Origin of the sequence: Nocardia sp. NPDC056000 (assembly GCF_042269265.1) — a bacterium.
Classification (GTDB): Bacteria; Actinomycetota; Actinomycetes; order Mycobacteriales; family Mycobacteriaceae; genus Nocardia.
In genome coordinates, this window is sequence record NZ_JBHJXS010000009.1 from 21,592 (window position 1) to 48,519 (window position 26,928).

23 protein-coding genes are annotated in these 26,928 nt (G+C 66.4%); 2 read left to right on the forward strand and 21 right to left on the reverse strand.

The genetic code is table 11. From position 1 onward, the window contains the following. Window positions 1-34 precede the first annotated feature (34 nt). From ACFC4D_RS25350 to ACFC4D_RS25415, 14 genes are all read right to left on the reverse strand, one after another. Window positions 35-469 carry a hypothetical protein gene (locus ACFC4D_RS25350; protein ID WP_375959657.1) on the reverse strand — a complete coding sequence of 145 codons (435 nt, stop codon included), beginning with the start codon at window positions 467-469 and terminating at the stop codon, window positions 35-37. A gap of 38 nt (window positions 470-507) precedes the next feature. After that, window positions 508-1,041, reverse strand: a complete 534-nt coding sequence (locus ACFC4D_RS25355) for a TetR/AcrR family transcriptional regulator (RefSeq protein WP_376067022.1) — start codon at window positions 1,039-1,041, stop codon at window positions 508-510. A gap of 60 nt (window positions 1,042-1,101) precedes the next feature. Then, a complete protein-coding gene (locus ACFC4D_RS25360) occupies window positions 1,102-1,851 on the reverse strand; it encodes a thioesterase II family protein (protein WP_376067023.1) in 750 nt (249 codons plus the stop codon). Beyond that, a complete protein-coding gene (locus tag ACFC4D_RS25365; protein ID WP_376067025.1) occupies window positions 1,848-2,357 on the reverse strand; it encodes a DUF2505 domain-containing protein in 510 nt (169 codons plus the stop codon). The genes ACFC4D_RS25360 and ACFC4D_RS25365 overlap by 4 nt, the downstream gene beginning before the upstream one ends. Before the next feature lie 46 nt (window positions 2,358-2,403). Further along, window positions 2,404-4,593 (reverse strand): MMPL family transporter, encoded by a 2,190-nt coding sequence (locus ACFC4D_RS25370; RefSeq protein WP_375959665.1) that lies wholly within the window; start codon window positions 4,591-4,593, stop codon window positions 2,404-2,406. Window positions 4,594-4,620: 27 nt separating this feature from the next. Then, the gene (locus tag ACFC4D_RS25375) at window positions 4,621-6,069 is read right to left on the reverse strand and encodes an MFS transporter (RefSeq protein ID WP_376067028.1); all 1,449 of its coding nucleotides are present in this window, start codon (window positions 6,067-6,069) and stop codon (window positions 4,621-4,623) included. 74 nt (window positions 6,070-6,143) lie between these two features. Next, window positions 6,144-6,671, reverse strand: coding sequence for a TetR/AcrR family transcriptional regulator (locus tag ACFC4D_RS25380; RefSeq protein WP_375959669.1), 528 nt, complete (start codon window positions 6,669-6,671; stop codon window positions 6,144-6,146). Window positions 6,672-6,675: 4 nt separating this feature from the next. Continuing rightward, on the reverse strand, window positions 6,676-8,598 hold the full coding sequence (locus ACFC4D_RS25385) for an anthranilate synthase family protein (protein ID WP_376067030.1): 1,923 nt from the start codon (window positions 8,596-8,598) through the stop codon (window positions 6,676-6,678). Further along, window positions 8,595-9,221, reverse strand: coding sequence for an isochorismatase family protein (locus ACFC4D_RS25390; protein WP_375960762.1), 627 nt, complete (start codon window positions 9,219-9,221; stop codon window positions 8,595-8,597). The genes ACFC4D_RS25385 and ACFC4D_RS25390 overlap by 4 nt, the downstream gene beginning before the upstream one ends. Window positions 9,222-9,271: 50 nt before the next feature. Continuing rightward, window positions 9,272-10,027 (reverse strand): 2,3-dihydro-2,3-dihydroxybenzoate dehydrogenase, encoded by a 756-nt coding sequence (locus tag ACFC4D_RS25395; protein WP_376067033.1) that lies wholly within the window; start codon window positions 10,025-10,027, stop codon window positions 9,272-9,274. Continuing rightward, complete coding sequence (locus tag ACFC4D_RS25400; RefSeq protein ID WP_376067034.1) at window positions 10,024-11,514, reverse strand: amidohydrolase family protein; 1,491 nt, start codon at window positions 11,512-11,514, stop codon at window positions 10,024-10,026. Before ACFC4D_RS25400 ends, ACFC4D_RS25395 begins: the two co-directional genes overlap by 4 nt. After that, window positions 11,514-11,780: a phosphopantetheine-binding protein gene (locus ACFC4D_RS25405; RefSeq protein ID WP_376067036.1), complete on the reverse strand. Its 267-nt coding sequence runs from the start codon at window positions 11,778-11,780 to the stop codon at window positions 11,514-11,516. The genes ACFC4D_RS25400 and ACFC4D_RS25405 overlap by 1 nt, the downstream gene beginning before the upstream one ends. Next, window positions 11,777-13,384, reverse strand: a complete 1,608-nt coding sequence (locus ACFC4D_RS25410; protein ID WP_376067038.1) for a (2,3-dihydroxybenzoyl)adenylate synthase — start codon at window positions 13,382-13,384, stop codon at window positions 11,777-11,779. Before ACFC4D_RS25410 ends, ACFC4D_RS25405 begins: the two co-directional genes overlap by 4 nt. A gap of 9 nt (window positions 13,385-13,393) precedes the next feature. After that, on the reverse strand, window positions 13,394-14,428 hold the full coding sequence (locus ACFC4D_RS25415) for a ketoacyl-ACP synthase III family protein (protein WP_375959681.1): 1,035 nt from the start codon (window positions 14,426-14,428) through the stop codon (window positions 13,394-13,396). Window positions 14,429-14,605: 177 nt separating this feature from the next. Between ACFC4D_RS25415 and ACFC4D_RS25420 the strand changes: the two genes are divergently transcribed. Together ACFC4D_RS25420 and ACFC4D_RS25425 are read left to right on the forward strand one after the other, a co-directional pair. Next, a complete protein-coding gene (locus tag ACFC4D_RS25420; protein WP_376067040.1) occupies window positions 14,606-15,943 on the forward strand; it encodes a phenylacetate--CoA ligase family protein in 1,338 nt (445 codons plus the stop codon). A 47-nt stretch (window positions 15,944-15,990) separates the two neighbouring features. Continuing rightward, window positions 15,991-17,325 carry a salicylate synthase gene (locus ACFC4D_RS25425; RefSeq protein ID WP_376067042.1) on the forward strand — a complete coding sequence of 445 codons (1,335 nt, stop codon included), beginning with the start codon at window positions 15,991-15,993 and terminating at the stop codon, window positions 17,323-17,325. A 75-nt stretch (window positions 17,326-17,400) separates the two neighbouring features. Here ACFC4D_RS25425 and ACFC4D_RS25430 read toward each other — a convergent pair whose 3' ends face one another. The 7 genes from ACFC4D_RS25430 to ACFC4D_RS25460 all read right to left on the reverse strand — a co-directional run bounded on the left by ACFC4D_RS25430 (window position 17,401) and on the right by ACFC4D_RS25460 (window position 26,911). Then, entirely contained in the window at window positions 17,401-20,025 is a 2,625-nt protein-coding gene (locus ACFC4D_RS25430) for a DUF4132 domain-containing protein (RefSeq protein WP_376067044.1), read from the reverse strand. A 283-nt stretch (window positions 20,026-20,308) separates the two neighbouring features. Then, window positions 20,309-22,027 carry an ABC transporter ATP-binding protein gene (locus ACFC4D_RS25435; protein WP_376067047.1) on the reverse strand — a complete coding sequence of 573 codons (1,719 nt, stop codon included), beginning with the start codon at window positions 22,025-22,027 and terminating at the stop codon, window positions 20,309-20,311. Further along, a complete protein-coding gene (locus tag ACFC4D_RS25440) occupies window positions 22,024-23,766 on the reverse strand; it encodes an ABC transporter ATP-binding protein (protein WP_376067049.1) in 1,743 nt (580 codons plus the stop codon). Before ACFC4D_RS25440 ends, ACFC4D_RS25435 begins: the two co-directional genes overlap by 4 nt. Window positions 23,767-23,777: 11 nt before the next feature. Continuing rightward, window positions 23,778-24,011, reverse strand: a complete 234-nt coding sequence (locus ACFC4D_RS25445; RefSeq protein ID WP_375959693.1) for a response regulator transcription factor — start codon at window positions 24,009-24,011, stop codon at window positions 23,778-23,780. A gap of 25 nt (window positions 24,012-24,036) precedes the next feature. Further along, complete coding sequence (locus ACFC4D_RS25450; RefSeq protein WP_376067052.1) at window positions 24,037-25,230, reverse strand: thioester reductase domain-containing protein; 1,194 nt, start codon at window positions 25,228-25,230, stop codon at window positions 24,037-24,039. A 22-nt stretch (window positions 25,231-25,252) separates the two neighbouring features. After that, a complete protein-coding gene (locus ACFC4D_RS25455; protein ID WP_376067053.1) occupies window positions 25,253-26,500 on the reverse strand; it encodes an aspartate aminotransferase family protein in 1,248 nt (415 codons plus the stop codon). Window positions 26,501-26,509: 9 nt separating this feature from the next. Continuing rightward, window positions 26,510-26,911 (reverse strand): type II toxin-antitoxin system RatA family toxin, encoded by a 402-nt coding sequence (locus ACFC4D_RS25460; RefSeq protein WP_376067055.1) that lies wholly within the window; start codon window positions 26,909-26,911, stop codon window positions 26,510-26,512. Window positions 26,912-26,928: the final 17 nt, after the last annotated feature.

Below are 26,928 nucleotides of genomic sequence, written 5' to 3' on the forward strand. Positions count from 1 at the left end.
AACCGGAAAACTTCGGAACGGGAAATCGAGAAAGCTAGCGGCGCAACAGGTTCACGCCGAGGTTGATCAACCCGGCGGCCAGTACGACCACACCGAGCCACAGCACCGTGACGAACGCGTTCGGCTGCGTCCGTCCCTGGCCGAGCGCCGAGAGAAAGAATCCGGACGAGACCAGCACGGCCGCAACGGGAATCGCCACTCGGGTGGCCATGCCGTACCAGCCGGACAGCCGCATCGACTCGGTGAAAAGCAGCGTGACCAAGGACAGAATCAACAGCACACCGGCGTGTGCGTGCCCGGCGCGATCGAAGCTCTGCTGAAAGGCGGTCTGGGGCACCTTGCCGGTGTCGACCAGTGTCAAAAAGTATCCGCCGAATTCCACCGACGGCATAACGAGCAAGAGAATTCCGGCGATGCGACGCGTGATCAGGCGTTGCCGTGCACCGGCCGAGCCATCGTCCTCAGTCATATCCAACCTTCATTGTCCGAAATAACTTATGTCTCAGGCTATGTGGGCTCGCGCGCGAGCTGGAGTCCCCTTTGGGGGTAGTCGCATACCTCGAAAGTGATATGAATACGCGACATCAGCGCGTGGGCGACCAGGGTGCGCACCAGCGCGATATCGTTTTCCAGCAATGCCAGCAAATGCGCGCACAATTGCGAAAACCCCTGTGCCGCTACCGCTCGAACCTCAGCGTCGATGCAGGCCACGCTGTAGAGCTGTACCAGGAACAGCGAGTTCACCCCGTCCGCCAGCGCGGCACGGCAGGCCGTGACGCAGGGCGATCCCGCGGTGGTCGCCGACTCGCGACCGATAATTTCGAGCTGCGCTCCCATTTGTTCGAATACATTCTGCGACGCCGCGATGAATAACGCTGTCTTGGAAGGAAACAGCCGGAATACATAGGGTTGGCTGACACCGGCGCGACGTGCGATGGCGTCGGTCGTCGTCGCCGCGAATCCCTTCGCTGCGAATTCCTCGATCGCCTCGACGGTGATCTGCCGACGGCGTTCCTCGGCCGATAACCGAGTGCGGGTCACCGCTGCTCCTCTCGCGGGCTGTCCTGCCGCTGCCGAAATACAGCGGCAAGCGCGCTCGGATCAGATACAGCTGTTGATCACCTGGGCGATCGCGGCGGGCTGGGCGTCAAGGTAGAAATGCGAACCGGGGAAGGTGTGCATTTCGAACCAGCCCGTGGTGTGGGTGCTCCAGCGCTCGACCTGGGCGGGTGTCACCACCGGGTCCAGTTCGCCGGTCAGGGCGACTATCGGGCAGCGCAGAGGTTCTCCGGGTGCGTACCCGTACTTTTCTATGGCGAGGTAGTCATTGCGCACCGCCGGGAGTACCGCCGCCGCGAGTGCGGGATCCGTGCGCAGGACCGCCACGGACGCCGGATCGTTTGCCAGACGCTCCATTTCGGCGATCAGCGCGGCGTCGCCGGTATCGGCGAGCCGGTCCGATACCGGCTCGGACGGTGCCGTGCGGCCCGATACGAACAGTGCGGTCACCTTCTGCCCCCGTGCCTCGAGACGTCGTGCGGTCTCGAAGGCGACGGTCGCCCCCATGCTGTGCCCGAACAGCGCCAGCTCGCCGCCGAACAGCGGCTCGATGGCCGCGGTCACCTCCTCCGCCAGTTCGATCAGGCAGGGAATCAGCTTGTCGCGGAGACGATCTCGACGGCCCGGGTATTGAACGGCGTAGACGCCGACGCCCGAGCCGATGTGGTTCGCGAGGGCCCGGTATCCCCCGGCCGCGCCGCCTCCCGGCGGAAAGCACACCAGTGCCGTCCCGCCGGGTTCGGCCCGCCGCATGCGCCGGGTCCAGCGCGCGAACGCGTCTTCGGTGCTCACACCCGCTCCTGCCGCATACGGAGCCAGCGTTCGGTGAAGGCGTCCACGGCGCCCGAATCCTCGATGATGCCCTTGGCGAACGCGCCCGCGATCAGCTTGCCCGCCATGGGAATTCCGGATTCGACCGTGACCGAATACTCCGAGAGGCATCCGGTCGCGCCGTCACTGAGCTCACAGATTCCGGTGAGGGAGCCGACCGAGGCGATACCGCCGCTGATCTCGGCCCGGGCCACCCCGTCCACCAGCGGTGGCCAGTGTTCGGAGTAGTCCAGCCGCAGCCCGGACGGCCAGAACCGCAGCAGTCGCGGGGGAATCCGCTCTGTGACAACCGGTTTGGAGATCGACGCGACCAGCGTTCCGTCATCGTCGTGGTGGATCGACAGCTCGGCGTGCGGGCCGTCGAGCTCCTCGACCCGGGCTTGCCAGTACTCGGCACTGACCAGTGCCGCGTGCAGAACCGCTGCGGGGAAGGAGAACTCGCTGATCATTCGAATCTTCTGCGGCATCGCCACTCCTGTGTCGGCAGACCGAATTGGGGATGGACCGAAACCCTCACACCGAGGAGGTCGAGGCCAGCTCGGGTGTGGCGTCGGGTTCGGGTGCTTCGATATCGCCGTCCGACTCGTGAATGCCGTAACGGTCGTAGATGCGGCGCAGCGGGCCGGGGGCCCACCAGCTCAGATGGCCGAGCAGCCGCATGATGGCGGGCACCAGCAGGATTCGGACCACGGTGGCATCGAGGACGATGGCCACCACCATGCCGACGCCGAACAGGATCATGGTCAGGATCTTGCTCGACGACATCGCGGCCAGCGGGACGCACATCAGCAGCGCCGCGCTGGTGATGAGCCGGCCGGTGCGCTGCACACCGGTCGCCACGGCCGCGGTCGGATCGCCGAGCTTGTCGTATTGTTCGCGCACCCGCGAGAGCAGGAAGACCTCGTAGTCCATCGAGAGTCCGAAGATCAAGGCGAACAACATGATCGGCATATTCGGTTCGATATTGCCGGTGGGCTGGAAGCCCAGCAGATCCGAGAAGTGACCGTCCTGGAATACCCACACCAGCACACCGAAGGTGGCCGAGAGCGAGAGCAGGTTCATCGCGATCGCCTTGAGCGGCAACAGCACCGAGCCGAAAGCCAGGAACAGCAGCAGGTACGTGGCTACCGCGATATAGAGCAGCATGCCCGGCAGCGCGTCGCCGAGACTGTTCAGGGTGTCGTCGTAGGTCGCGGTCTCACCACCGAAGTACACCGTGGACCCCGGCGGTCTGGGCTGATCTTCCAAGCGGTGCAACAGCTCCCGGCTCGGCTTGGACACCGCCGCACCGTCGTAGTCCACCGAGATGCGCGCGACACTGCCGCCGACACCGGTGATCTCGGCGCGACTCGCACCGGGCACCGCGATCAGCCGCTGCGTGTAATCCGCCAGCGCGGCTTGCTGATCCGGCTGATCGGCCGCACCGGGCAGCTGGATCACCGCGTCGATCGTCTTGGCACCACCGGCCGGGAAATCCTTCTCCAGCATGTTGTAGACCTGACGGCCCTGCGCCGAATCAGGCAGCTGCCGCGCGTCATTCACACCGAACTCGATGCGCAGCACCGGGGCCGCGAGCACCAGCAGCAGTGCGATGGCACCCGTGGCGACCAGGATCGGACGGCGCATGACCGCGCGGGCGAGCCGATCCCAGAATCCGGTCGACCCGGATGCGCCCGGGCGCTGCTTCCACAGCGACAGCGCGTTGATCCGGTGTCCGAGCAGCGCCAGCGTGGCGGGCAGGGCGATCAGGGAGAAGAACATCGCCAGCAGGACCACCGCGATACCGCCGTAGGCCATGGATTTGAGGAAGACGAAGGGGAAGAAGCTCATCGAAGCGAAGGCGACCGCCACGGTGATGCCCGAGACCGCTACCGTGCGCCCGGCGGTGGCCAGGGTGCGCCCGACCGCGTCGGCGCCGGTGCGGCCCTGCTCCATCTCCTCGCGGAAGCGGCTGACGATGAACAGGCCGTAGTCGATGGCCACGGCCAGGCCGATGATGGTCACCAGACTCATGGCGAATACCGAGATGTCGGTGAACTGCGCGAAGATGCGCAGTACCGCCATCGAACCCAGGATCGACAGACCGCCGACCGCGAGCGGCAGGCTGGCGGCGACGAAACCACCGAAGACGATGACCAGCAGGATGAACAGCACCGGGAAGGACAGACCTTCGGCCATGCCCAGGTCCTTGCCCACCTGGTCCCCCGCCTCGTATCCGGCGGGAGTGTTGCCGCCGCGGAAGGTCTCCAGGCCCGGCGCGGACAGCTTGTCCTTGATCTTCAGGTAGCTGTCCTGTTTGGCGTTGTCGTCGCCGCCCACGAAGTTCAGCAGTACATAGGTCGCGTGCCGGTCATGGCTGACGAGTTCGGGCAGGCCCGAGCGCCAGAAGTCGACCGATCCGGTGACCGCCGAATCCGGCAGCGCGGTAAGCACATTCTCGACCGAGCTGCGGAAACCGGGATCGTCCACGGTGCGGTCGGCGCTGCGGTAGACGATCACCGCGTCCGGGCTGCGCTGGGCGAAGGATTTGTCGGCCAGCTCGGCCGCGTGGCGACTTTCCGAGCCGCGCGCCTCGAAGCCGTTCGGCACCATATCGCCGAACACGCCCAGGCCGTAACCGCCGGACAGGATCGCGATCACGGCCGAGACGAACAGCACGGCGAGTCGGCGTCTGTGGACGAAGTGTCCTAATCGTTCCAACATGGCATTACCCCTTTCGAGCGTGAAAGATCAATGAGCCGTGGACTTTTCGATGACGGGGAGATCGGGTGTCTCGAGTTCGGCCGCTACCTCCGCGGCGGCGGCCGGGGCCGGACGGCGCGGCAGCAGCAGCGCGATGACCGTCGAGGCCGCCAGGAAGGCGCACGCCCACCACAGCGCGGGCAGGTATCCGGCGGTGAACGAGTCGCGGTTCGCGTAGCTGCCGTGCGTGGCGAAAATTGCGCCCAGCACCGCGATTCCGAGCACGGTGCCGAAATAGCGGACCGCACTGGACAATCCGGAGGCGACGCCTTCGTATTGCGGGGCAACGTATTCCAGCGCCAGCCGCGCGATCGGCGGGAAGAACAGACCCATACCCGCGCCGCTGATGACGAAGGCCGGAACCAGGACCGCATAGGAGACATCGGCGGTGGTGACCGCGGCCAGCCATCCCAAACCGATGGCCTGCAGTGCGAGACCCGCGATCAGCAGCGGTTTACCGCCGACCCGGTCGATCAGCACGCCCGCGATCGGAGCGGTCAGTGTCGGCATGGCCGTCCACGCGAGGGTGTGCACGCCCGCCGACAGCGCCGAATAGTGCTGCACCGTCTGCAGGAACTGAACCAGGAAGAAGACCGCGCCGAACATTCCGACCGCCATGCCGAGCCCGGCCAGCAGGGTGAGGCAGAACCCGCGACTGGTGAACAGCACCGGCGGCACCATCGGTTCGGGCGTGCGGTTGATCCAGACCACGAACAGAATCAGCAGTAGCGCCCCGGCCAGCAGCGAGCCGAGCACACCGGCGCTGGTCCAGCCGTGATCGTTACCGCGAATCAGGCCGAAAACGATCCCGAACAGGCTCGCCGCGATCAACGTATTGCCGACCAGATCCAAGCGGGTATCGGGGCCGAAACTCTCGGCCAGCGCACTGATCGCCAGCGGAATCAGCACCGCGCCGATCGGGACATTGATCCAGAAGATCCATTCCCAGGACGCGCTATTGGTGATCGCGCCGCCGACGACCGGACCCAGCCCGACCGCCAAACCGCTTACCGCGCTCCACATTCCGATGGCCGCACCGCGTTTGGCGGTCGGCACCGCCTGGATGAGCACGGTCAGGGTGAGCGGGATGACGATGGCCGCGCCCAGGCCCTGCACCGCTCGCGCGGCGATCAGCATCTCGATGGAGGTGGACAGCGCGCAGGCCGCCGAGGCCGCGGTGAAGACGACGAGGCCGGCGACGAACATGCGCTTGCGGCCGAACCGATCACCGAGTGACGCACCGGCCAGCAGCAATACCGCTTCGGTCAAAGTGTAGGAATTGATAATCCACTGCAGGCCGTCGAGGCCCGTATGCAGTTCGGTCCGAATTGTCGGCAGGGCATTGAAGACCACAAGATTGTCGAGCGAAACCATGAAGATCGCGATTCCACTGACCACGAAGGTCCACAACACGCGACGATTGTCCGTGTTTGTCATCGGTATTTCCTTGTGAGGATATTTCGCGTGTCACATGAATACGAATACGCCAGGAACCTACCGAGAATGGGATGCTATTCGTCGGCGGGCGGTTCCAGCAGTTCCAGATCCAGCGCGCTCGTGACATTGAGCAGCATGCCCTGCGCCATGAAGTCGAGCGCACCACCGGAATCGGTGCCGAACAGGTCACGAACGAGCTGGTAGAGGCGATGGAAGCGGTCTCGGGCCAGATCGCGGATCTCATCGTCGAGGCCCGCGGCGGCGTATACCTGCAATTGGAAGACCAGCGATTGGCGATCGCTCAACATTTCGATGTAGGCGTCCGCCATCGCGTCCCAGCGGTCGGCTTCCCCGCTCTGCGCGGCCGCCGAACGGAAGACCACCTCGACCGCGTCGAACGCGTGATTCGTCGCGGCGAGGAAGATCGACTTCTTGGTCGGGAACAATCGGAAGAGATAGGCCTGCGATATCTCGGCCCGCCGGGCGATCGACTCCGTTGACGTCGCCGCAAAGCCACCGGTGGCGAATTCTGCGATAGCCGCGGCCAACACCTGTTCGCGCCGCGCGGCCGCTGACATTCGCACTCGAGCCGATGAACTCATGTCCTTAGTTTAGTGAGCACTCACCTACCTGATCAACCGCTGCGGCGGACAGTTCAGCCGGAGTTAACAGTCCCGACACCAGTTGTCCCACGATCCGCGCACCATTGCGGGACATCACCGAGGCAGGATGGAATTGCAGGGAGGCGAACCCGTCGCCGCGCAGTGCGTGCACCTCGCCCGTGCGCACGTCACGGGCCACTTCCACCGGGCGGGCGCGGTGTGCGGTGACAAAGAGGTCGGTCTCGCTGTGCGCTTCGAAGGCGTTGTAGAAGTACACCGGTTCGGCGGCCCCGAACAGATCGATCACCCGCAGCACACCCTGGTTCGATACCGATCGGCGGCGCACCGGCAGGCCCAGGACCCCGCTGAGCACCTGGTGGCCCAGGCATACCGAGAAGAACGGCTTGTCGTTCTCGAGCAGTTCGTGGGTGAGCGCGCGCAGCCTGGCGACCTTCGGGTCGTGCGTATCGCGGGGATCGCCCGGACCCGGGCCGACGACCGCGAGATCGAAGCCCAGCGGATCCACCGGGGCGTCGAATCTGGTTACGGTGACGGCGAATCCGAGCGCGCGCAGCAGCCGCGCGCCCATCGCGGTGAACGTATCCTCACCGTCGATGATGACCGCCGTGCGACCGGCGTACTCCGGCGATGCCGGGGCGGGTGCGAGCCATAGCGGCGCGAGCGGGCGGTTGCGCGCCGCGAGCGCCCGGCGTACCGCGTCGCGACCACCGACATCGGGATAGATCGGCCGAATCACATTGTGCTGGAGGGCGTTCAACAGTCCGGCCGCCTTGGCGCGGGTTTCTTGCGCTTCGGCGGCCGGATCGGAATCGCGAACCACGGTGGCTCCCACGCCGATTCGCATACCGCCGGATCGGTCGATATCGGCGGTGCGGATCATGATCGCCGAATCCATGCGCCGCGCACCGAACTCGTCGCAGCCGATGAGGGCGAGCACCCCGGCGTAGTAGCCGCGCCCGTCCGGCTCGAACCGGGCGATCACCCGACAGGCGTTCTCGAGCGGGCTGCCGGTCACGGTCGGGGCCAGTAGCGTCGCGCGCAGCACCTCGCGATAGTCGCGGTCACTGCGGCCGGAGATGACGTAGCGGGTGTGCGCCAGATGCGCCATCTCCTGCAGTTCCGGGCCCCGGACATAGGGGTCGTCGCACAGCTGGCACATCATCTTGAGCTCTTCGTCGAGCACCATGTACAGCTCGTTGGCTTCCTTGCCGTCGGCCAGGAAGTTCAGCACGCCGCCGGTGGTCGGGCCACCGGGGGGATAGCGGTAGGTGCCGCTGATCGGGGTCATCACCACCTCACCCCGATCGAGGCTGACATGCCGTTCGGGGCTCGCACCGATGAGCATGCGATCGCCGGTGTAGACCAGGAAGGTCCAGTAGGCGCTGCGTTCACCGGCCAGCAGGCGCGCGAACAGCGCCAGGCCGGTGCGCACATCCCAGCCCTGGATCCGGCCCTGCCAGGTACGGCGCAGCACGAAGTTCGCGCCCGCGCCGCGGCCTATCTCCTCGGCGATCACGCGCGCGACGAGGTCGGCGTATTCGGTATCGCCGAGGTCGAATTCGCCATCCGCGACCTCGATATCGCGGTCGGGGACCGCGGCCCGGAACCGGTCCCGATCGAGGCGGAACTGTTCGGTGACTCTCAGATACGAGATGGGCTCGGCATCGGGGCGGTGCGCGAAGCCGCGTTCGCCCACCACGCGGTAGGGCAGAATTGCCAGCAGTTCGTGACTGTCCGAGGGGCCGGATGCGGTGTCGGGCAGTTCGACCGTGGACTCGACGTCGTGCAGCTCACCGCGCAACAGCTCGATGACCGCGCCGGATTCGTCCTCGGAACGGCACAGCAGCGCGAACGGTGCGCCACCGCAGGATAATTCGTCGATCAGCTGCTGTTCGAGCGAGTTCAAGACACTCTCGTCTCGGAACGCGCGAACTCGGCGGCCACCTGTGCGGCATTGAGCACACGCCCGCAGCGGCCCGCCACGTAATCCACTGCCATACGGTGGAATTCGGGGGTGAAGTCCGCGATGGCGTCCGCGACGACGAAGGCCCGCAGATCGTTCGCGAACGCGTCGGCGGCGGTGAGCATGACGCCCACGTGGGCGTAGACACCGCAGATCAGCAGCTGGTCGCGGTCGTGAATCCGCATCAGTTCGAGCAGTTCGGTGCGGTGGAAGGCGCTGGCCCGCCATTTGGTGAGCACGGCATCGCCGACGGCGGGTGCGATCGGAACCGGAATGCCGCGATGTTCGGGATCGGCGGACATGCCCGGTCCCCAGAAGTCCAGCAGCAAACCGCGCTGGTCGATGGTCATACTGCCGGGCTGTGCGGTGTAAACGATCGGAATGCCCAGTTGCGCACAGCGTCCCCGCAGCCAGCGCACATTGCGCATGAGGGTGCTCAGTGGTTCATGAGCGTCATCGAACGGCGCGAGGAAGTAGTGCTGCATATCGTGTACGAGCAGGACGGTCCGGTGCGCGTCGAGGGGCCAGTCGACCATGTTCTCGGGCAGAGCGGACTCGGTCGGCATGGGATAGGGGGCTATGGGTGATATCGCCACGGCGGCGGTCCTCCGGTTGGTCAGGTACCCAGCGTCGCGCCGCCGTCGACGACGAGCTCCTGCAGGGTGATGTGGGATGCGGCGTCGGAGAGCAGGAAGCGCACGGCCGCGGCGATGTCCTCGGGTTGCGCTATGCGGCCCAGGGGAATTCCGACTCGGAACGATTCGGGGACGCCTTCGATCGCGGCGCGTTCCCCGGCCTCGTCCTTCCACAGGTCGGTCAGCATCGGGGTGGCGGTCGATCCGGGAGCGACCACATTGCAGCGGACGCCGTATTTCGCGAGTTCGAGGCCAAGGCAGCGAGTGAACATGGTGGCGGCGGCCTTGGACGCCGCATAGGCGGCCATGCCCACACGCGGGGTCGATCCGGCATTGGAGGACACCGTGACGATGGCCCCGCCGGTGCGGCTGATCATGCCGCGCGCCACCGCGCGACTGACATTGAAGACGCCGCCGGCGTTGATCGCCAGGGTGGAATACCAATCGGCGTCAGACATTTCGGTGATCCAGCCCGATTGCAGCACACCGGCGACATTGACCAGGAAGTCGATCGGTCCCAGGGTGGCCTCGGCTTCGAGCACCGCCGCTTCGACCTGATCGATCGAGCTGACATCGGCGACGATCGACAACGTGCGACCGGTCACTCCGGCTGCCACCCTGTGCAATTCGCTCGCATCGCGATCCACCAGCACCACCGCTATATCGGCGGCAGCGAGTTCACGAACGATCGCCGCGCCGATACCGCCCGCGGCTCCGGTCACCAGGGCGACTTTCATCGCACCACTCCGGAGAGCACGCCGGTGACCACGTCGCCGGGCACGCGCAGGCAGCGGGTGGTGAAACCGGCCAGCGCGTCGAGGTAGCGGTCACGCAGTTCGCCGTAGTCCACGCCGACCGGCTGCCCCTGGGCGATCAGGGTGCGGCCCGCGACCATGACGGTGTCGATATCGGCCGAACCACCCAGCCACAGAAAGCTTTCCAGCGGACGGGGATTGAGCAGGTAGCGCCAGTCGTCGGCGCGAATCAGCACCAGGTCGGCCTGTTTGCCGGGTTCGAGACTGCCGATCTCGTTCGACCAGCCCAGGCCCTTGGCGGCGATGCGGGTTGCCATGGCCAGCGCGTCGGTGGGCAGCACGTCGATTTGGCTGGCGGCCATCTCGTTGTACATCTGCCAGACGGCCCGCATGGTCTCGGCCATACCGGCATTGGGCAGTGACGCACCGTCGGTGGAGAGCGATACATCGAGTCCGGCGCGGCGCAGTACCGGCACCACTCCGCTTTCGGTGAGCGTGGATTCGCCTGCGGGACCGTATTTTCCGGGCGAATGGCTGATGTGGACTCCGGCGGCGAGCAGCAGTTTCTGTTCCTCGTCGTCGACGAAGGCGCAGTGCGCGGCCATCAATCGGTCGGTGAGCAGGCCCAGGTCGTGCAGTCGGCGCACGCCGGAGGTGCCGTAGTACTTGCGCAGCGTGTCCGGCTCATTGCGTACCGCGCCGACGTGGGTGGCGAAGCCGACATCGTGCCGCCGCATCAGATCGGCGAAGCCGCGGCCGAGTTCGTCGGTCATATTGGTGACGTAGGCGATGCTCGGGCGGCAGCGGATGCGGCCGGTGGTGTCGGAGGCGCAGTGCCGCAACAGATCTTCGACCGCGGACAACACCGTGTCGGTGTCCTTGGTGCGCTGGAATCGGTCGCCGTCCGGCGGGCAGATCGCATCGCCCGCCCACGTGGTGGTGCTCAGCCGGATTCCCAGATCCTCTGCGGCTCTGACCATTTCGAGCGGCCGATTGAGTGAGCCGACATCACCGATGGTGGTGACGCCGCCGCGCAATTGAGTCCACATCGAATATCTGGCGATGTCGTACGCCTCGTCGGCGGTCAGACCCGCGATCAGCCCGTCGAACGAATCGAAGGTGCGGGAGATGGTGTGCATATCGCCACCGCCACCGAAGAATCCGACTTCGTCGGCACGGTCCGAGGCCGGGCGCAGTGCGCCGCGCAGCGGGAATCCCATGGCGAACATGTCGTGCCAGTGCGCGTTCACGAAACCGGGCAGCACCATCATCGAGCGCGCGTCGATGACTTCCAAGCTCTCGCGAAGGTCCTGGTCCAGGGCCGCGACGGCAGCGCGGACGTCTTCGGCCGGGCCGACCGCCGCGATGCGCTCCCCCACGATCAATACCGAGCCGCGCGGGATCACGCTAGCGTCGGTGTCGGCCGGATAGACGCAACCGTTTTCCAGCAGAATCGCCTTCTCGCCCATCAGCTTTGCGCCAATTCGGTGAAGTAGATCAGCCAGGCCCGCAGCGTGGGGGTTTCGATCAGGGCGTCGAAATCCGCACGCACCCCGGATTTGTTCCAGCGCCCGACCATTCGCATGACCTCGAGCGAACTCAAGCCCAGCAGGACGAGATTCGCATCGGCGTCGAGCTCGGCCGGATCGGCCAGCTCCAGCGCCGCCGCCAGCATGGCGCGCAGCTCGGGTTCATCGGGGATCGCCGAAATCGCATGCACCGCACCGTTCGTCATGACGGCACTCCTTCCTCTACGCGCGCCAGCGCTTTCTTGTCGACCTTGCCGAGCGGGGTCAGCGGCAGTTCACCGACGACTCGGACTTCATCGGGCAGTTTGTAGTCGGCCGCGCCGCGTGCGTGCATCGCCGATCGGAGTTCGGCGAGCGCGGGCGTGGGACCGCTGGGGACGATGAACGCGCAAATGCGTTCGCCGAGTAGCTCATCGGGCAGGCCGACCGCTGCCGCCGCGGCGATGGCCGGGTGCGCGAGCAGGTAGTCCTCGACCTCGGCGGCATTGACCTTGTCGCCGCCGCGGATGATCACATCCTTGATGCGGCCCTCGATCACCAGATCGCCGCGCGGGGTGAGCCGGGCCAGATCGCCGGTGCGGTAGAAACCGTCGCTGGTGAACGCGCGGGCATTGTGCTCGGGGACGCGGTAGTAGCCGCGAATCGTGTACGGGCCGCGCGTGATCAGCTCACCGACCTCGCCGAGCGGTACCGGTTCGAGGCCGTCGACAATGCGGATCTCATCGGCGAAGGAGATCGGTTTGCCCTGCGTGTTCACCTTCACCTCGACCGGGTCGTCGGCGCGGTTGAAGCACAGCAGGCCCTCGGCCATGCCGAAGACCTGTTGCAGATCGCAGCCGAGAGTGGGCATGACGCGGGCGGCCAGATCAGGCGCGAGCTTCGCGCCGCCGACCTGAACCAGGCGCAGGCTGGTCAGATCCGAGGTCGTCCATTCGGCGGTTTCCAGCCACAGGGTCAGGACCGAGGGGACCAGGGAGGTGATCGATACCCACTCGCGCTCGATCAGCGGCAGGCAGGCCATGGGGTTCGGGGTGTCGGCCAGCACCACGGTGCCGCCGACAGCGAGGGTGCCCACGACGCCGGGACAACCCCAGGCGAAGTTGAATTCGATGGGCAGCACCGCCAGGTAGACATCCTTAGCGGTGAGTCCGCATAGGGTGCCCGCCTGCGTCACCTGGAACAGGTAGTCGTCGTGGGTGCGGGGCACGAGCTTCGGCAGGGCGGTGGTGCCGCCCGAGAGCAGGAAGAACGCGATATCGGACGGGTCGGCGGGCGGAGGCGTCCAGGTGTCCTCGCCTGCCAGGTCGGCCACCGCGGTCATTCCGTCGACAGGCTCACCGATGACGAAAAGCGTTCGAAGCGCGCTATTTTCGTCCTTGATTCGCGTAGCGAGTCCGCGATGGTCATAGCCGCGGTGCGCGTCCGGGAACACATAGTGCGTCGCACCCGACAGCCGCACCAGGTGGCTGATCTCGGTGTGCCGGTGCGCGATCAGCGAGAACACCGGGATCGCGCCCGCCCGCACCAGCGCGAACACGACCGCGACGAATTCGGGAATGTTGGGCAGCTGCACCAGCACTCGATCACCGGGGGCAACGCCGTTGTGGGCGAAACCAGCGGCCAACCGGGTGACCCAGGCGTCCAGCTCACCGAACGAGATTCGGCGGTCATCGTGGACGAGGGCGATGGCATCGCGGTCGCGTTCGGCCGAGCGCGTCAATACGGTGTCGAGGGCTTCGCCGCGCCAAATGCCGAGGCGGCGATAGCGAGCGGCGGTGTCGTCGGGCCACGGGGTGCATCCGGCCAGCATCACGATCTCCTATTCGGTCGGTGCGGGAGCGAGGATCTCGACCACGGCGGCACCGGCTTCCATACCGGTGGCCGCGGCGATCATGAGCACGTGATCGCCGGGCTGCACCTGCCCGGTGCGCCATACGTGTTCGAGCCCGAGGAACAGATCGGCCGCACCGGTGTGGCCGATGGTGCGGGCGTGGTCCCAGACCTCCTGGTGCTCTTCGACTTCCAGCGGCAGCAGGAACATGGCCTCGAGGGAGTCGCGGGAGAAGCCGATGTGGCAGACCTTGGCGACCTTGTCCATGGGGACGCCCGCCTCATCCAGGGTGCGTCCCGCGATCTCGGCCACCCGGAGCCCGAAGTTGCGGATGGGCGGGGCCTGGCCCGCGGCCCACTGCTCGCGGACCTTCATTGCCCGGTCGTCGAAGTTGAGGCCGATCCCACGGGTGACGCCGGGCGGGAAGAGGTCCTCGCCGGCGCGGTGCAGGATCTCCATCGACGAGTCCGAGAGTGATCCGACCGCGAGGACCTGAGCGAAGCCGGTGCGGCGCGAAACCACGGCGGCGGATCCGGCGTCGGCGAGCACGAACAGTTTCGAGGCGCGCCACCGGTCGACCAGCGGCGTGGAGAAGTTGTCACCGGTGGTGATCAGCACCGCATCGTGAGAAGGGTTGGCCGCCAGGCGATTCGCGGCGGCCTCCAGGCTCGCGAGCATGCCCAGGCAGCCCTGTTTGATCTCCATGGCGGGCACCGGGCGATCCACGGTGTTGTTCAGAATGTAGTGCGCCGCGGACCAGCCGTCGGGCCCCTGATGGTGGGTGTAGCTGTGCAGCAGCGCGCCGATATCGTCGGCGGAGTGTCCGCTGGCCGACAGTGCGATCCGCGCGGCGTCGATGGCCAGATCGGGTGCGGCGGTATCCGGGCTCACCGCGATGGAGAGCAGGCCCGAGGCCTTGCGCGCCGCCTCGTCGTACCGACCCTCGGCGACGGCCGTTTCGGTCGAAATCAGTTCCGGCACCTGACTTCCGATGCCTGCGAGGAAGAGGTCTTGGGTCCGCATGAGCACCATACGACCACTAGGAGTGCCGAGAAATCATGAGTAGTCGGTACTCAATTTCTGTGCACGGGAAAACATCCCGCAAATTGAGTAGGCCGCGACGGAGTTTGAGTAGCCTACCCTCTGGGCAGCGGCGGGTGCACCGGGTAGTCATGAATGTGTTTCGCTGAAGGAGTATTCATGACGCAACTATCGGCCGACCGCACCGAAACTCGTGAGCGCCCGGAACTCGGCGATTGGTCGGACTTCGACGAACTCACCAAGCTACAGCGGTCCCGCCTGCCGGAACTGTTCGTTCGGGCGCTGCGATCACCGTTCTACGCGCGGCGTTATGCCGCGGGCGGGGCACCGGTTACAGCAGCGGATTTCGATTCCCTCGCGATCACCAGCAAGCAGGATCTACGCGATTCCTACCCCTTCGGACTGCTCGCGGTGGACCGGCGGGAATTGGCCACCTATCACGAATCCAGCGGCACTTCGGGGCAGCCGACGGCGTCGTATTACACCGAGAACGACTGGGTTGATCTGGCCGAGCGATATGCCCGCAAATGGGTGGGGATCACTCCCGAGGACACGTTCCTGGTTCGCACGCCGTACGCGTTGGTCATCACCGGGCATCTGGCCCAGGCGGCCGGGCGGCTGCGCGGGGCGACCGTGGTGCCGGGGGACGCGCGCTCGCTGGCGCTGCCGCTCTCGCGCATCGTGCGGTTGATGGCCGCGCTGGAGGTCAGTCTGACCTGGTGCAATCCGACCGAGGCCGTGATGATCGCGGCGGCGGCGCGGGCGGTCGGGTTGCGGCCGGAGGTCGACTTCCCTTCACTGCGTGCGCTTTTCGTCGCGGCGGAGCCGATGACGGCGGCGCGCAAACGTCGGCTCGGTGAAATCTGGGGCGGGGCAGCGATTGTCGAGGAGTACGGCTCGACCGAGACCGGTACGGTGGCGGGGGAATGTCCGGACGGACGTCTGCATCTGTGGGCGGACCGGGCGATTTTCGAGGTGTACTCGCCCGATACCGGCGAGATTCGCGCGGCGGGCCGGGGCCAGCTGGTCGTGACGCCGCTCTACCGCGAAGCCATGCCGCTGCTGCGCTACAACCTCGCCGATGACGTCGAGATCAGCTACTCCCCGTGCCCGTGCGGACTGGCCCTGCCCACGGTGCGGGTCTTCGGCCGGGCCGGGTTCGGCTATCCGGTGAATGGCCGCACCGTGACGCAGAATCAATTGGAGGAGTTGATATTCGGGCTTCCGCTCGACTACCAGGTGATGTTCTGGCGCGCCCAGGCCACCCCGGACGCGGTGATCCTGGAATTCGAAGCCCCGGACAATGTGCGCGATAAGGCGACCCGTGAACTGAGCGCCACGATCTCCGAATCCCTCGACATCCCGCACCGCCTCACCGCGCTGCCGCCCGGCACCCTCGTGCCGACCGAGGTCCTGACCTCCGAACGCGACATTCTCAAGGCGCGCTACCTCTTCGGCCCACACGAATCGTGGGACAAAGCCCTCATGTACCAGTGACCCAGCGCTTTTCGCCGGGACACCGATTTCAACGACGGAGTACGCACGTGACAACAACAGAGTTCGCCGCGCCCGGAACCACCGCCGACCAGGTCGCCGCGGTCAGCCGATTGGCGCGATCCGGGCTATTCGGCGAATACGTGGTCTACGAACGCCCCGGCGCGGTGGTCTTCGCCGCCGACCCGCTCGCCACCATCGAATTGGACACCGACCGCATCCGCGTCATCGCGGGCGGCCGAGTCACCGACGAGCCCTGGACCGGCCGTCCGGTCACGGTGCTCGAACGCACCCTGGACCAACTCCGCATGAGCGATCCGACGGCTGCGACCGGAACCGTCTACGGCTGGATCGGTTTCGAATTCTGCGCCCATTCCTTCGACGCGGAGCATCATCTCGCTCCGGGAATCCAGCTGGCGCACTTGATGCTTCCGCGCATCGAGGTAGTCCTGACCGAGCTCGGCACGACGGTGGCGGGCGCATCGGACGCCGAATCCGCCTACATCGCGAATGTGCTCGGCACCCCTGCCGAGCCCATGCCGACCGCCCGCCCGATCGATGTCACGCTCGACGAGACCGGATACCGCGAGCGAGTGTCGACCGCCATCGGGGAGATCCGAAATGGCCAGTACGACAAGGTCATTCTCTCGCGTCGCGTCCCCGTACCCTTCAAAGTCGACCTCGCCGAGACCTACCGCCTCGGCCGCGCCCACAACACCCCCGCCCGCTCTTTCCTGCTGCGCCTGGGCAGTCTCGAAGCGGCGGGTTTCAGCCCCGAACTGGTGGTAGCCGTAGACCTCGACGGCACGGTGACCACCGAACCCCTCGCCGGCACCCGCGCCTTCGGCCGCGGCCGGGATTCCGACTCCGCCGCCCGCACCGACCTCGAATCCGACCCCAAAGAGATTGTCGAACACGCGGTCTCGGTCCGCGCCTCCTGCACCGAAGTAGCCACCGTAGCCAACCCCGGTACCCTCACCGTCACCGACTTCATGTCCGTCCGCGAACGAGGCAGCGTCCAACACCTCGCCTCCACCGTCCAAGGCCACCTCTCCCCCCACCACACCCCCTGGGACGCCCTCGAAGTCCTCTTCCCCTCCGTCACCGCCTCCGGCATCCCCAAACGCCCCTCCGTCGACGCCATCTTCCGCCTCGACAACTCGGCCCGAAGCCTGTATTCCGGTGCGGTACTCACGTTTTCGGCAGCAGGCGAACTCGAAGCGACCCTCGTCCTGCGCGCCGTCTACCAAACCGACGACTCCACCTGGCTCCGCGCCGGCGCAGGCGTCATCGCCCAATCCACCCCCGCCCGCGAATTCGAGGAAACCTGCGAAAAACTCAGCAGCGTCTCCCCTTACCTCGTCCCGTTCACAGTCAGCGAGTGAGAGCACGCCGATCAGGCCTGGTTGCCCGACTGATCCGTGTGACGCAGCTCTGCAACCGGTATCGATCTGTCGCTCTCATCCAACACGGAGTGCCTCGAGTTCGCGGATCAGCTCCGACGCGGTGACCGGGTCGACGGCATTCAGATGGGTGCCGGTCAGCTCGACGCCGATGATGGTGTGGGTGGAATACCGCATCAGGTCGCGCCATTCGAGGCTCGGGGAGATCCGAAGATGGACCGACCCACCAGCCGGGAGTGGTCGCACCATTCGGTCGATGGCGCCGTCGGAGGATTCCCGTCTCCAGCCATGGTGCGAGAGCGCCAGCAGGCGACCCGGTGCGGTGTCGAGGTTGTGGTATCCGCTCAGGCCCGTGGCGAACACGGCGGAGTCCGGGGGCCAGAACGACCGATCGAGTTGCGGGAATGGTTGCAGGATGGCGTAATCCGTCAATATCGATGCCCAGGCGGAGGCGGATGAGGCCAGCTGCAGCGGATGGGCGATGCCCACCTCTGCGTCGTCGGGGATGGCGACCAGGTCGTCGTTGACGTCGGCGAGAGTGAGGTCCTCAGCGATGCGGAAAGACTGCTGGATGCCGCCGTCGGGGCCGAACGTGGCCCAAACCAGTCGGCGGGCGAGCTGGCGCAGCATCGGATGATCGACGAACAGTTCCCGGAATGCCTGCTCCGACCAGTGTCGTCCCGCGATCATGGCCTGTTCCAAGCGTCGAACCTGCTCGCGAGCAACCTTTTTCGCTTCCGCTTGCAGCACTGTGAACTGGTTGTAGGCCGCCGCGGCCAGGGCGCGGTCGTCCTGCGCGGCGGGCTTGGGCAGTGTTTTGCGGCGCGGGCCCGCTGTCCAGGAGCCGTCATCCGCTCGGCGGCCCTCGAGGACGACGGGTCTGAGTTGTTCATCGAGATCGATGACGAAACCGCGCGATCCGTAGTCCAGGGTGAGTCGGCCATTCTTGCCAAGACCGAATGTCGGTATGGACCGATCGGCCAATTCGTCCGTGGTGACGTGGTGCCGGGCCGCGACGGCATCGAGCTGGGCCCGCACGGTCTTTCGGAATCCGCGCTGTTTTGCGTGCAGGCCGATGTCGCGCAGGTGCCCGAGGGCGGCCGGAGTGCCGATCTCGGCCAGCACATCGAGACCGGTGACCGCGCGGGCCGAAGCCGACTGCCGCGGCCACTGCAGGATCAGCGGCACCAGCAGCCGTGCGGCCTCGTCGTCACCGAACAAACCCACAGCGCGCAATGTCCATATTCCACCCGCCGGGTATTCGGCGAACACCCACCCCTGGAACAGACCCCACACGAAGCCTGCCATCGACATCGGATCGACAACCGCCGAAAGCTGCTCGACCGCAGCGTGATCCGGAGTTCGTTTGGCCAGCAACCCACACACGACGTGCACTGCCGACTCCGGCAGGGCCCGCGCGGAATCGACGGTCAGCAGTGGCGGCAGCACCGGCACTGTCAACCACGGCGGTACCGCGGCCGGTTTCCGGCGCGGGCGAAACACATCGGGCAACTCCGCTGGTTCGACAACCGGAACATCGGGCAGCCGAACGCCGAATTCCGCGGCCAGGTGCGGATGCCGCCAGGCATGGATCCGCAGCAGTGTGCCGACTGCCGCCGACTGCTCGGAGCCCGCCGACAGCAGCCGCATGGCCCGGCGCGGGAAACGTTGTGCCGCAGCCATTGCCGCGGTCGGCACTCCGTACCGGTCCAGATTCTGCGACAGCAGGCTGAACGCCTCGTCCGTGGGCAGATACGACAGTATGTCGGCCAAGTCGGCCGTATTCTCCCGATACCATCCTGTCAGGTGATCCACGAAGGCTACGGCCGCAATCGTTTTGGCTGCCTCCGGGCCGACGCGCGCGGCCATACCGATGTACTCGGCGGTCGGCACCGAACCACGATTGCGTGGCCGCAAGCGCGCGATGAAAGTGTCCAGTTGAGGTGCTGTCGTCACGGCACCGGCCAGGCACGCGTACATGGTGTGAGGCCAATAGTCGTCCGCAGGCGGTTCGTCGAGGTCGGCAGCGACCCAGGACTGCTCCGTCGGCACCAGATAGCTCGTAGCAATGCGAACTTGGAGTATCCTTGACGCAGAACGTATTTCGCCGAGCCGAGCAATGACGGCGCGGTAGTCGAGGTCGGTGGCGGCAGCCAGGTGTTCGCGTGCGCGCTGCAAAGCGGTCAGCGAACTGAAGTGGTAGAAATACCGTCCGGCATACAAAGGCGTCAGGTCGTAACCACGGCCAGCCGGTCCGTCGCGGTACGCGCGAATCATCGTGGTCGCGATAACCGCGGCTTCGGCGGCGATCACCACACCGCGCTCGGCCACCCACGCGTCGACGATCGTGGCCCAGTCGAAACCGTCACCGTGTAGGTGTTCACGCTCTGCCACCACCGCCAGCGCAGCGGCCCCGACCGCTGTTGCCGAGCCCGGATCGGCCAAAGCGGCCGCCCCGGCCTCTGCCGACCGGGCAGGCCACGAGGCCGCCAGCGCATTACGCAGCGCGTCCTGTCGATCCCCAATCAGCTTGCCGTACAGTTCGACAGCGCTCGGAGCAGGCGTGAACGATCGATCCGCCCCGAACCCGCGCACCGGCGGCGAGACCACACTCCAGGCCGCGGGTACCTCCCACGCATCCTCATCCAGATCGCCACGATCACGCTCTGTCCCAGTGGCCATCGGCCCCCCTCTTCAATACCGCGAACAACTGCCGGTATTCAAGCAAACGTGACCGACAGATGCGGAGGCCAACTCGCTGCGCCCGGCACCGTCAAATCCGCAGCGCCAGAAGCGCAGTGATGCTGTTATCGGGAACAGCGAGCTGAGGGGCCTTCATCATGAATGGCGTGTTGGTCGCTGCGCTGCCGCATTCCACGGTGGTGGCGGCGTTGCGGGGGGCTGGGCGGGCGAGTGGGCCGGTTGATACTCGGACAATATGTCGACCGCTAGCGACTTGGGCCGCTCAGGTCAGAGACCAGGTGCGGGCTCGGTCGCGTTGGGCCCAGAAGCCCGCGTAGCGGCCCTTGGATGCGATGAGTTCGGGGTGGGTGCCGTGTTCGACGATGAAACCGTTGTCCAGGAACAGGATTTGGTCGGCGCGCATGACGGTGTGCAGGCGGTGGGCGATGACCAGGACGGTGCGGTCGGCGGTGAGGGTGGTCAGGGCCTCTTGGACGGCTTGTTCGTTTTCGGGGTCCAGGGCCGCGGTGGCTTCGTCGAGGATGACGATGGGGGCGTTCTTGAGGATGGCTCGGGCTATCGAAACTCGTTGGCGTTCACCGCCGGACAGGGAGGCACCGGCTTCGCCTACGCGGGTGGACCAGCCGTCGGGGAGGCGGTCGACGATTTCGGTGACTCGGGCGGCGTCGGCGGCCGCGCGGACTTCGGTGTCGGTGGCGCCGGGGCGGCCCAGGCGGATGTTCTCCTCGATGGTGTCTTCGAAGAGGTAGACGTCCTGGAAGACGACGGAGATTCGGGACATGAGGTCGGCGCCGGCCAGGGAGCGAATGTCTACACCGCCCAGGAGGATTCGGCCTTCATTGACATCCCAGAAGCGAGCGATCAGGCGGCCGATGGTGGTCTTTCCGGAACCGGAGGGGCCGACCAGGGCGGTGGTGGTGCCCTCGGGGATGGTGAAGGTCACCTCGCGCAGGACCGAGCTGTCGCCGTAGCCGAATTCGACCTTCTCGAAGCGGATCTCATTGCCGGACAGCTCTTTCGGCGTGAGCGGCTCGGGCAGCACCGGTTCGTCCAGCAGCGCGATGACGCGATCGAGGGCGCCGGTGGCGGACTTCAGGGTCGAGCCCAGGATCGCCAATTCGGCGATGGGCTCGGTGAATCGGGCCGCCAGTACCAGCACCGCGAGCAGGGTCGCGACCTCGAGGCCGCGGTCGAGCACCAGGTACACGCCCAGGACGATCACGACGGTGAAGGTCGTCTGCACCGCGACGCTCAATCCGACCAGGCCGGGCACCGTGGCGGCAAGCACCCGCCGGGACGCGGCGTGATCGGTGCGCAGCGCGTCATCGAGCAACCCGTCGCTCTCACCTCGCCCGAAAACCCTCAGCACCGGCTGCAATTGAGCGAATTCGACGACCCGGCCACCGGTGACGGACCGGGATTCGGCACGCCCGGCATCAGCCTTCGCACTCAGCGTCACACTCCAGCGGTAGACCGCCACGATCAGCGGAACCATCACCGTGAGCGCAATCGCGAGCCGCCAGTCGAACAGGTACATGGCGAGGACCACGGTGAGCGGTGTGACCACGGTCGTCACCAGCGGCCGCAGCAGATGCGCGGGCACGCCCATGATGTCCATGACGCTCTTGGTGGCGAGCTGACCGAGCTGACCCACCCGCTCCGCCCCGAACCAGCCCAGGGGCAGCGTGGACACGGTATCGCCCAGCCGCTGATGCAGGCTCTTGGACAGCGCCGAACCGACGTCCACGCCCAGGCGCATGCTCACGTAGTACGCCACCGAGTACGCCGCGGTGACGCCGAGCAGCAGATAGACCCACGGCCATACCGATCCGGGATCGGATCCGAAGAGCGCCTTCAGGATCGGCACCAGCAGCGCGAAGGCGATGCCCTGTAGCACCGCACCGGCGACCAGTACGGCGAGCATGCGCCGCAGCGCCCGGTCATGCTCGGCGCCAACGGCTTTCAACAGTTTGCGAATCATGCCCCGGTCCTTTCGCTGGTGCGTTCGTATGCCGCCCACATGCGGGCGTAGCGGCCGTCGGCCTCGACGAGCTCGCGGTGCGTACCGCGTTCGGCGATCACACCGCCGTCCAGGACCACGATCTGGTCCGCTCCGGTCACGGTCGAGAGCCGGTGCGCGATCATCAGCACGGTCTTGCCCGCCGTCAGTCGCGAGAGTGCTTCCTGCACGACCGCTTCCGATTCCGGATCGACGTAGGCCGCGGCCTCGTCGAGCACGATGATCGGGGTGTCCGCGAGCAGCGCCCGCGCGATCGACACCCGTTGCGCCTGACCGCCGGACAGCTGGACGTCCACCCCGTAGATGGAGTCGTAGCCGCGCGGCAGCGCCTCGATCTCCTCGTGCACCCCGGCCGCCTTCGCGACCGACTCGATCTCTTCGCGGTCGGCCTCGGGCCGGGCCATGGCGATATTCGCCGCGATGGTGTCGCGGGTGAGCCGAACATCCTGGAATACGAAGGCGACTCGGCGATAGAGCTCCGACGGCGCGATCTCGCGCACGTCCACACCGCCGACGGTGACCGCACCCGCACTCACATCTCGGAATCGCGGCACCAGCGTCGCCAGGGTGCTCTTACCCGCACCGGACGGTCCGACCAGCGCGGTCACGGTCCCCTCGGGGAGTTCGAGGTCGATACCGGCGAGCACTTCGGTGTCGCCGTCGTAGGAGCAGTGCACCCCGTCGAACCCGATGTCGTTGCCCTGCGGCACAAGCGGGTTCGCCGCCACCGGCAGCACCTCGGCGGCGAGCGTCTCGCTCACCCGCTGTGCGGCCGACTTGGCAAGTCGCAGTTCGTAACTGGCGTAGAACAGCGCCAGTACCGGGGCGGTCAGGCCCACCCCCAGTAGCGCGAACGGCAGCAGATCGACCGCGGTCAACCAGCCCTGCGTCACGAAGATCGCTCCGCCACCCAGTACCGCCGCCAATACCGCCACCGGCGACAAGACCACTTCGGCCGCGGTCTTGGAGTTCAAGGTCGAGCGCACCCACGCGGTGAAGAAGGCGGCGAAGTCGTCCGCGGCCCGTGCGTAGCGCGCATGCGCCCGCCGGGTCTGCCCGAAGATCTTCACCACCCCGATCCCCTGCACGAATTCCACAGCGCGACTATTGATCTCGGTCATCGCCTGGTCGTACTCCCCCATGCGCGGCCCCATCGCCGCCATGGTGACGGTGTACAGCCCAAGCCCGATCACCAGCGGAGCGATGGTCACCAGCGTCATCCGCCACTCCACCCACACGAGGTATGCCAGCGAAGTCACCGGAACCACCACCGCGGAGGTGAGCTCGAGCATCGAATGCGCCACCAGATGATGCATCGCCTCGACGTCATCGGTGACGACCTTCTTCACGGTCCCCGAATTCCGGTCGGAGAACCACGCCAGCGGCACCTCACGCAGCCGCTGCACCAACCGCCGCCGAATATGGAGTTGCAGTTCATTGTCGGCGAAGTGGGTGATGCCGCCTGCGGTGAGCAGCAGAATCGTGCGCACCAGCAGCGCGACCACCGCGACCAGCACCCAGCGCCACGCATCGTGCGCACGGTCCGGCCCGGTGCCGACCAGCACCCGCCCCAGCTCGGCGATCGCGATGAAGGGCAGCACCCCCGCGATCGCACCGAGCCCCTGTGCGAGCATCGCCGCGCGCACCCGCCATCGAATCGGCTCTAGCAGCGCACCCAGTACGGATTCGCTCTGTGCCATGACCCCTCCGTTCATACGGCGGCCGATGCGCGCACCGCGGCGTCGCCGAGTTCCTGTCGGCTGTGGATTCCGAGTTTGATGTAACTACGTTGCAGGTGGTTTTCGACTGTCCGTACCGAAATGAACAATCGTTCGGCGATCTCGCGATTCGGCATGCCCTGCGCCGCCAGGGCCACGATCACGCGCTCGCGGCGGGTGAGGGTGGCGGAGGTATCGCGCTGGGTGGCGAACGATACGATGGTCATCGAACTCTCCTGCTGCTCGAGTGTCTTACGGTGCGGGCAGGAACCCGCTGCGGACGAAGAATTCCGCGTAGGTGGTGAACAGTGCCGCGTCGATCGGCGGGCAGCTCACATCGCCGCCATCGGGTCCGGTTCCGTGCAGGAATCGGCGGGTGATCTCATCGTCGAACGGCGGCTGTTCCTCGTGCTCCATCAGCATGGTGGTGCGCAGCAGCGGGAACATGACGTTCTCGACGTCGGCGGTGATCGCCTTCATCCATTTGATGATGCTGACCTCGCGCAGGTCGTATCCGGCGGCGCGAATGAAGTCGCGGATCATGGCGGAATCGATTGCCACCGGCCCGATCTGGTGATAAATGCCGCCGATCGCGGTGTCCTGCCGGGAGATCGCCACCACGGCCGCGCACACGTAGTCGACCGGCACCAGATTCATCTTGAGCCGGAATTTGCGCGGGTACGCACCGGCCTGAATCGAGCCGATCACGAAGCGCCATACGAAATCATTGCGCTGGCAGGCGCCCGAGCGCGAATCGCCCCATACCTGGGTGGGCCGGTGCACGGTCACCGGTACACCGCGTTCGCGCGCCTGGGCGATCAGCTGTTCGGCGACCCATTTGCTCTTGGTGTAGCCCAGCGGCATGCCCGCCGCGGGACCGGTGCGATGCTGCTCGCCGCGCGGGGTGGTGTTGTCACCGGTCTGGCCGCTGAACACGCCCGTGGTCGAAATATGGTGCAGCGGAGCCGAAGACGCGCACGCGAAGCGCAGCACCTCGTGGATTCCGCTGACGGTGGACTTGCGCAGCCACTTGTACGGGGTGAGGAAATTGACCTTGGCCGCGGTGTGATAGATCGCCTCGACGCGACCGGTGAGATCGCGATAGTCGTTCTCGGACAGGCCGAATCGCTCCAGGGTGATATCGCCCGGCACGATTTCGATCCGCTCCATCGCGATGGCGGCGGTCAGGTCGTAGGTTGCGAGGTTGGCGCGCAATCGTTCCCGGCCCGCCTCCACCGAGTCCGCGCGGACCAGGCAGAGCACGGTCAGGCCCGCCGCGAGCAGCTCACGCAGCAGGAACGCGCCGAGAAAGCCGGTCGCGCCGGTGAGCAGCACCGACCGCGCCGCCGCAGCGGAGGTGCGCGGGATGAAGCCGCGGATATCCGCTGCCAGCACGCTGTCGGCGGTGAGTTGTTCGGCGTCGCCTTCGATTTCGAGAGATGTCATGTCCTGGTCCTCCGCGCTCTCGTTACGCCGTTGCGGCGCATGCCTGTTCGATGGATCCGCGCAGCAGGAACAGTGCCTGCGCCACATCCGCGGAGGTGGCCACGATCGGCGGGATCAGGCGCAGTACCTCGGGACGGCTCAGGCAGGTCGAGACGACGAGCCCGCGCTGGGCCAATCCGACCTGTACCTCGCCGGCGAATTCGGGGGTGTGGAAGTCGATGCCCCACAGCAGACCTCGGCCGCGCACATCGGTGACGACGGTGTCGTGATCGCCGACGATTCCGGCGAGCCCGGCGGCCATTTCGGCGCTGATGCGTACACCGTCCGCGACGTGTTCCTCGATCGCGGTCAGTGCGGGGATCACGGCGGATGTGCACAGCGGATGCCCGGAGAAGGTCGCGGTGTGCAGCACCGGATCGGCCGCCAGCGGCGCGTACAGCTCTTCCGAGCACACCAGCGCGGACACCGGCACGATGCCACCGCCCAGCGCCTTGCCCAGCAGCACGGCGTCCACCGGCAATCCGGCCGCGAGCGCGATGGAGCGCTCACCGCAGCGGCGCAGCCCGACCTGAATCTCATCGGCGATGACGAAGGCCCCGGCGGCCTTGGCGTCGGCGCACCAGCGTTCGAGGATCTCAGGATCCAGTGCGGTGACACCGTTCTCGCCCTGCACCGGTTCGAAGATCAGCGCGGCCACCTCGGTCTCGGCAAGCACCCGCGTGACCGCCTCGGCGTCCTCGGGATCGACATGCACCGCACCGCCGAGAAGCGCGTCGAGATTGCCCCGGAAGCGGGGATGGTGGGTAAGTGCCAGCGCGCCAAGGGTTTTGCCGTGATACGACCCCTGCACCGCGATGACCGTGCTCCGGCCCGTCGCGACGCGGGCGAGCTTGACCGCGGCCTCGACCACATCGGCTCCGCTGCCGCCGAAGTACACCTTCGGCAGCGTGCCACCGAGATAGTCGACCACGGTTTCCGCGGCCAGCGCGGGCACCGGGTTGAGCACCGAGCGGGTAGAGGTCGGCATCGAATCCAGCTGTGCGCGAACGGCGTCCACGACAGCGGGGTGACGGTGACCGAGCAACGCTACCGCGTACGAGCCGAAGTCCAGCGCTTCACGGCCGTCGGACAGTGTGATCCGGCAGCCATTGGAACCGGCCTCGACCGCACCCTGTCCGGTGAACTTGCCCGCCAATGCCATCGACGGTGAGAAGTGCCGCTTGACCCGCTTGAACGTGGCCTTGGCGTCGGAAGCCTTGATATCGCTCATCGCACTCCCCTACTGCTCGGCCCGGGCCACGACCGAGCCCGCGTAGCCCTCGAGCGCCTTGGCCACGGCGGGATGGATCATTTCCGCGACCAGCGGCATGCCGATATCGAACAGCACGCTCAGTTCCAGCGCGTCGGGGTGCACCTGCCAGTACCCGTGGTAGACCGCGAGATCGCCGTCGGTCTGGCGGAATTCGATGCGGTGGGTCTCGGCGGAGATGACATCCTCCTGCTCCCACTCCATCTCGGAGCCCTTGAGCTCGACCACCCAGCTGCTGGTGCGCCGGCCCTGCTCGTCATCGAGGATCTCGACCTCGTTGACGCCGGTCATGAATTCCGGGAAGGAGGCGTAGTCCAATAGGACGTCCCACACCTGTTCGGCCCCACACGACACCGCATGCCGCGTGGTCATCGAATACACCATGCCAA

Bases quoted from the DNA above. Each gene is read 5' to 3' on its own strand.
- ACFC4D_RS25350 (WP_375959657.1), bottom strand. From the start codon at position 469: ATGACTGAGGACGATGGCTCGGCCGGTGCACGGCAACGCCTGATCACG.
- ACFC4D_RS25365 (WP_376067025.1), bottom strand. From the start codon at position 2,357: ATGCCGCAGAAGATTCGAATGATCAGCGAGTTCTCCTTCCCCGCAGCG.
- ACFC4D_RS25370 (WP_375959665.1), bottom strand. From the start codon at position 4,593: ATGTTGGAACGATTAGGACACTTCGTCCACAGACGCCGACTCGCCGTG.
- ACFC4D_RS25375 (WP_376067028.1), bottom strand. From the start codon at position 6,069: ATGACAAACACGGACAATCGTCGCGTGTTGTGGACCTTCGTGGTCAGT.
- ACFC4D_RS25380 (WP_375959669.1), bottom strand. From the start codon at position 6,671: ATGAGTTCATCGGCTCGAGTGCGAATGTCAGCGGCCGCGCGGCGCGAA.
- ACFC4D_RS25390 (WP_375960762.1), bottom strand. From the start codon at position 9,221: ATGCCGACCGAGTCCGCTCTGCCCGAGAACATGGTCGACTGGCCCCTC.
- ACFC4D_RS25395 (WP_376067033.1), bottom strand. From the start codon at position 10,027: ATGAAAGTCGCCCTGGTGACCGGAGCCGCGGGCGGTATCGGCGCGGCG.
- ACFC4D_RS25400 (WP_376067034.1), bottom strand. From the start codon at position 11,514: ATGGGCGAGAAGGCGATTCTGCTGGAAAACGGTTGCGTCTATCCGGCC.
- ACFC4D_RS25405 (WP_376067036.1), bottom strand. From the start codon at position 11,780: ATGACGAACGGTGCGGTGCATGCGATTTCGGCGATCCCCGATGAACCC.
- ACFC4D_RS25410 (WP_376067038.1), bottom strand. From the start codon at position 13,384: ATGCTGGCCGGATGCACCCCGTGGCCCGACGACACCGCCGCTCGCTAT.
- ACFC4D_RS25415 (WP_375959681.1), bottom strand. From the start codon at position 14,428: ATGCGGACCCAAGACCTCTTCCTCGCAGGCATCGGAAGTCAGGTGCCG.
- ACFC4D_RS25420 (WP_376067040.1), top strand. From the start codon at position 14,606: ATGACGCAACTATCGGCCGACCGCACCGAAACTCGTGAGCGCCCGGAA.
- ACFC4D_RS25430 (WP_376067044.1), bottom strand. From the start codon at position 20,025: ATGGCCACTGGGACAGAGCGTGATCGTGGCGATCTGGATGAGGATGCG.
- ACFC4D_RS25435 (WP_376067047.1), bottom strand. From the start codon at position 22,027: ATGATTCGCAAACTGTTGAAAGCCGTTGGCGCCGAGCATGACCGGGCG.
- ACFC4D_RS25440 (WP_376067049.1), bottom strand. From the start codon at position 23,766: ATGGCACAGAGCGAATCCGTACTGGGTGCGCTGCTAGAGCCGATTCGA.
- ACFC4D_RS25445 (WP_375959693.1), bottom strand. From the start codon at position 24,011: ATGACCATCGTATCGTTCGCCACCCAGCGCGATACCTCCGCCACCCTC.
- ACFC4D_RS25450 (WP_376067052.1), bottom strand. From the start codon at position 25,230: ATGACATCTCTCGAAATCGAAGGCGACGCCGAACAACTCACCGCCGAC.
- ACFC4D_RS25455 (WP_376067053.1), bottom strand. From the start codon at position 26,500: ATGAGCGATATCAAGGCTTCCGACGCCAAGGCCACGTTCAAGCGGGTC.
- ACFC4D_RS25460 (WP_376067055.1), bottom strand. From the start codon at position 26,911: ATGACCACGCGGCATGCGGTGTCGTGTGGGGCCGAACAGGTGTGGGAC.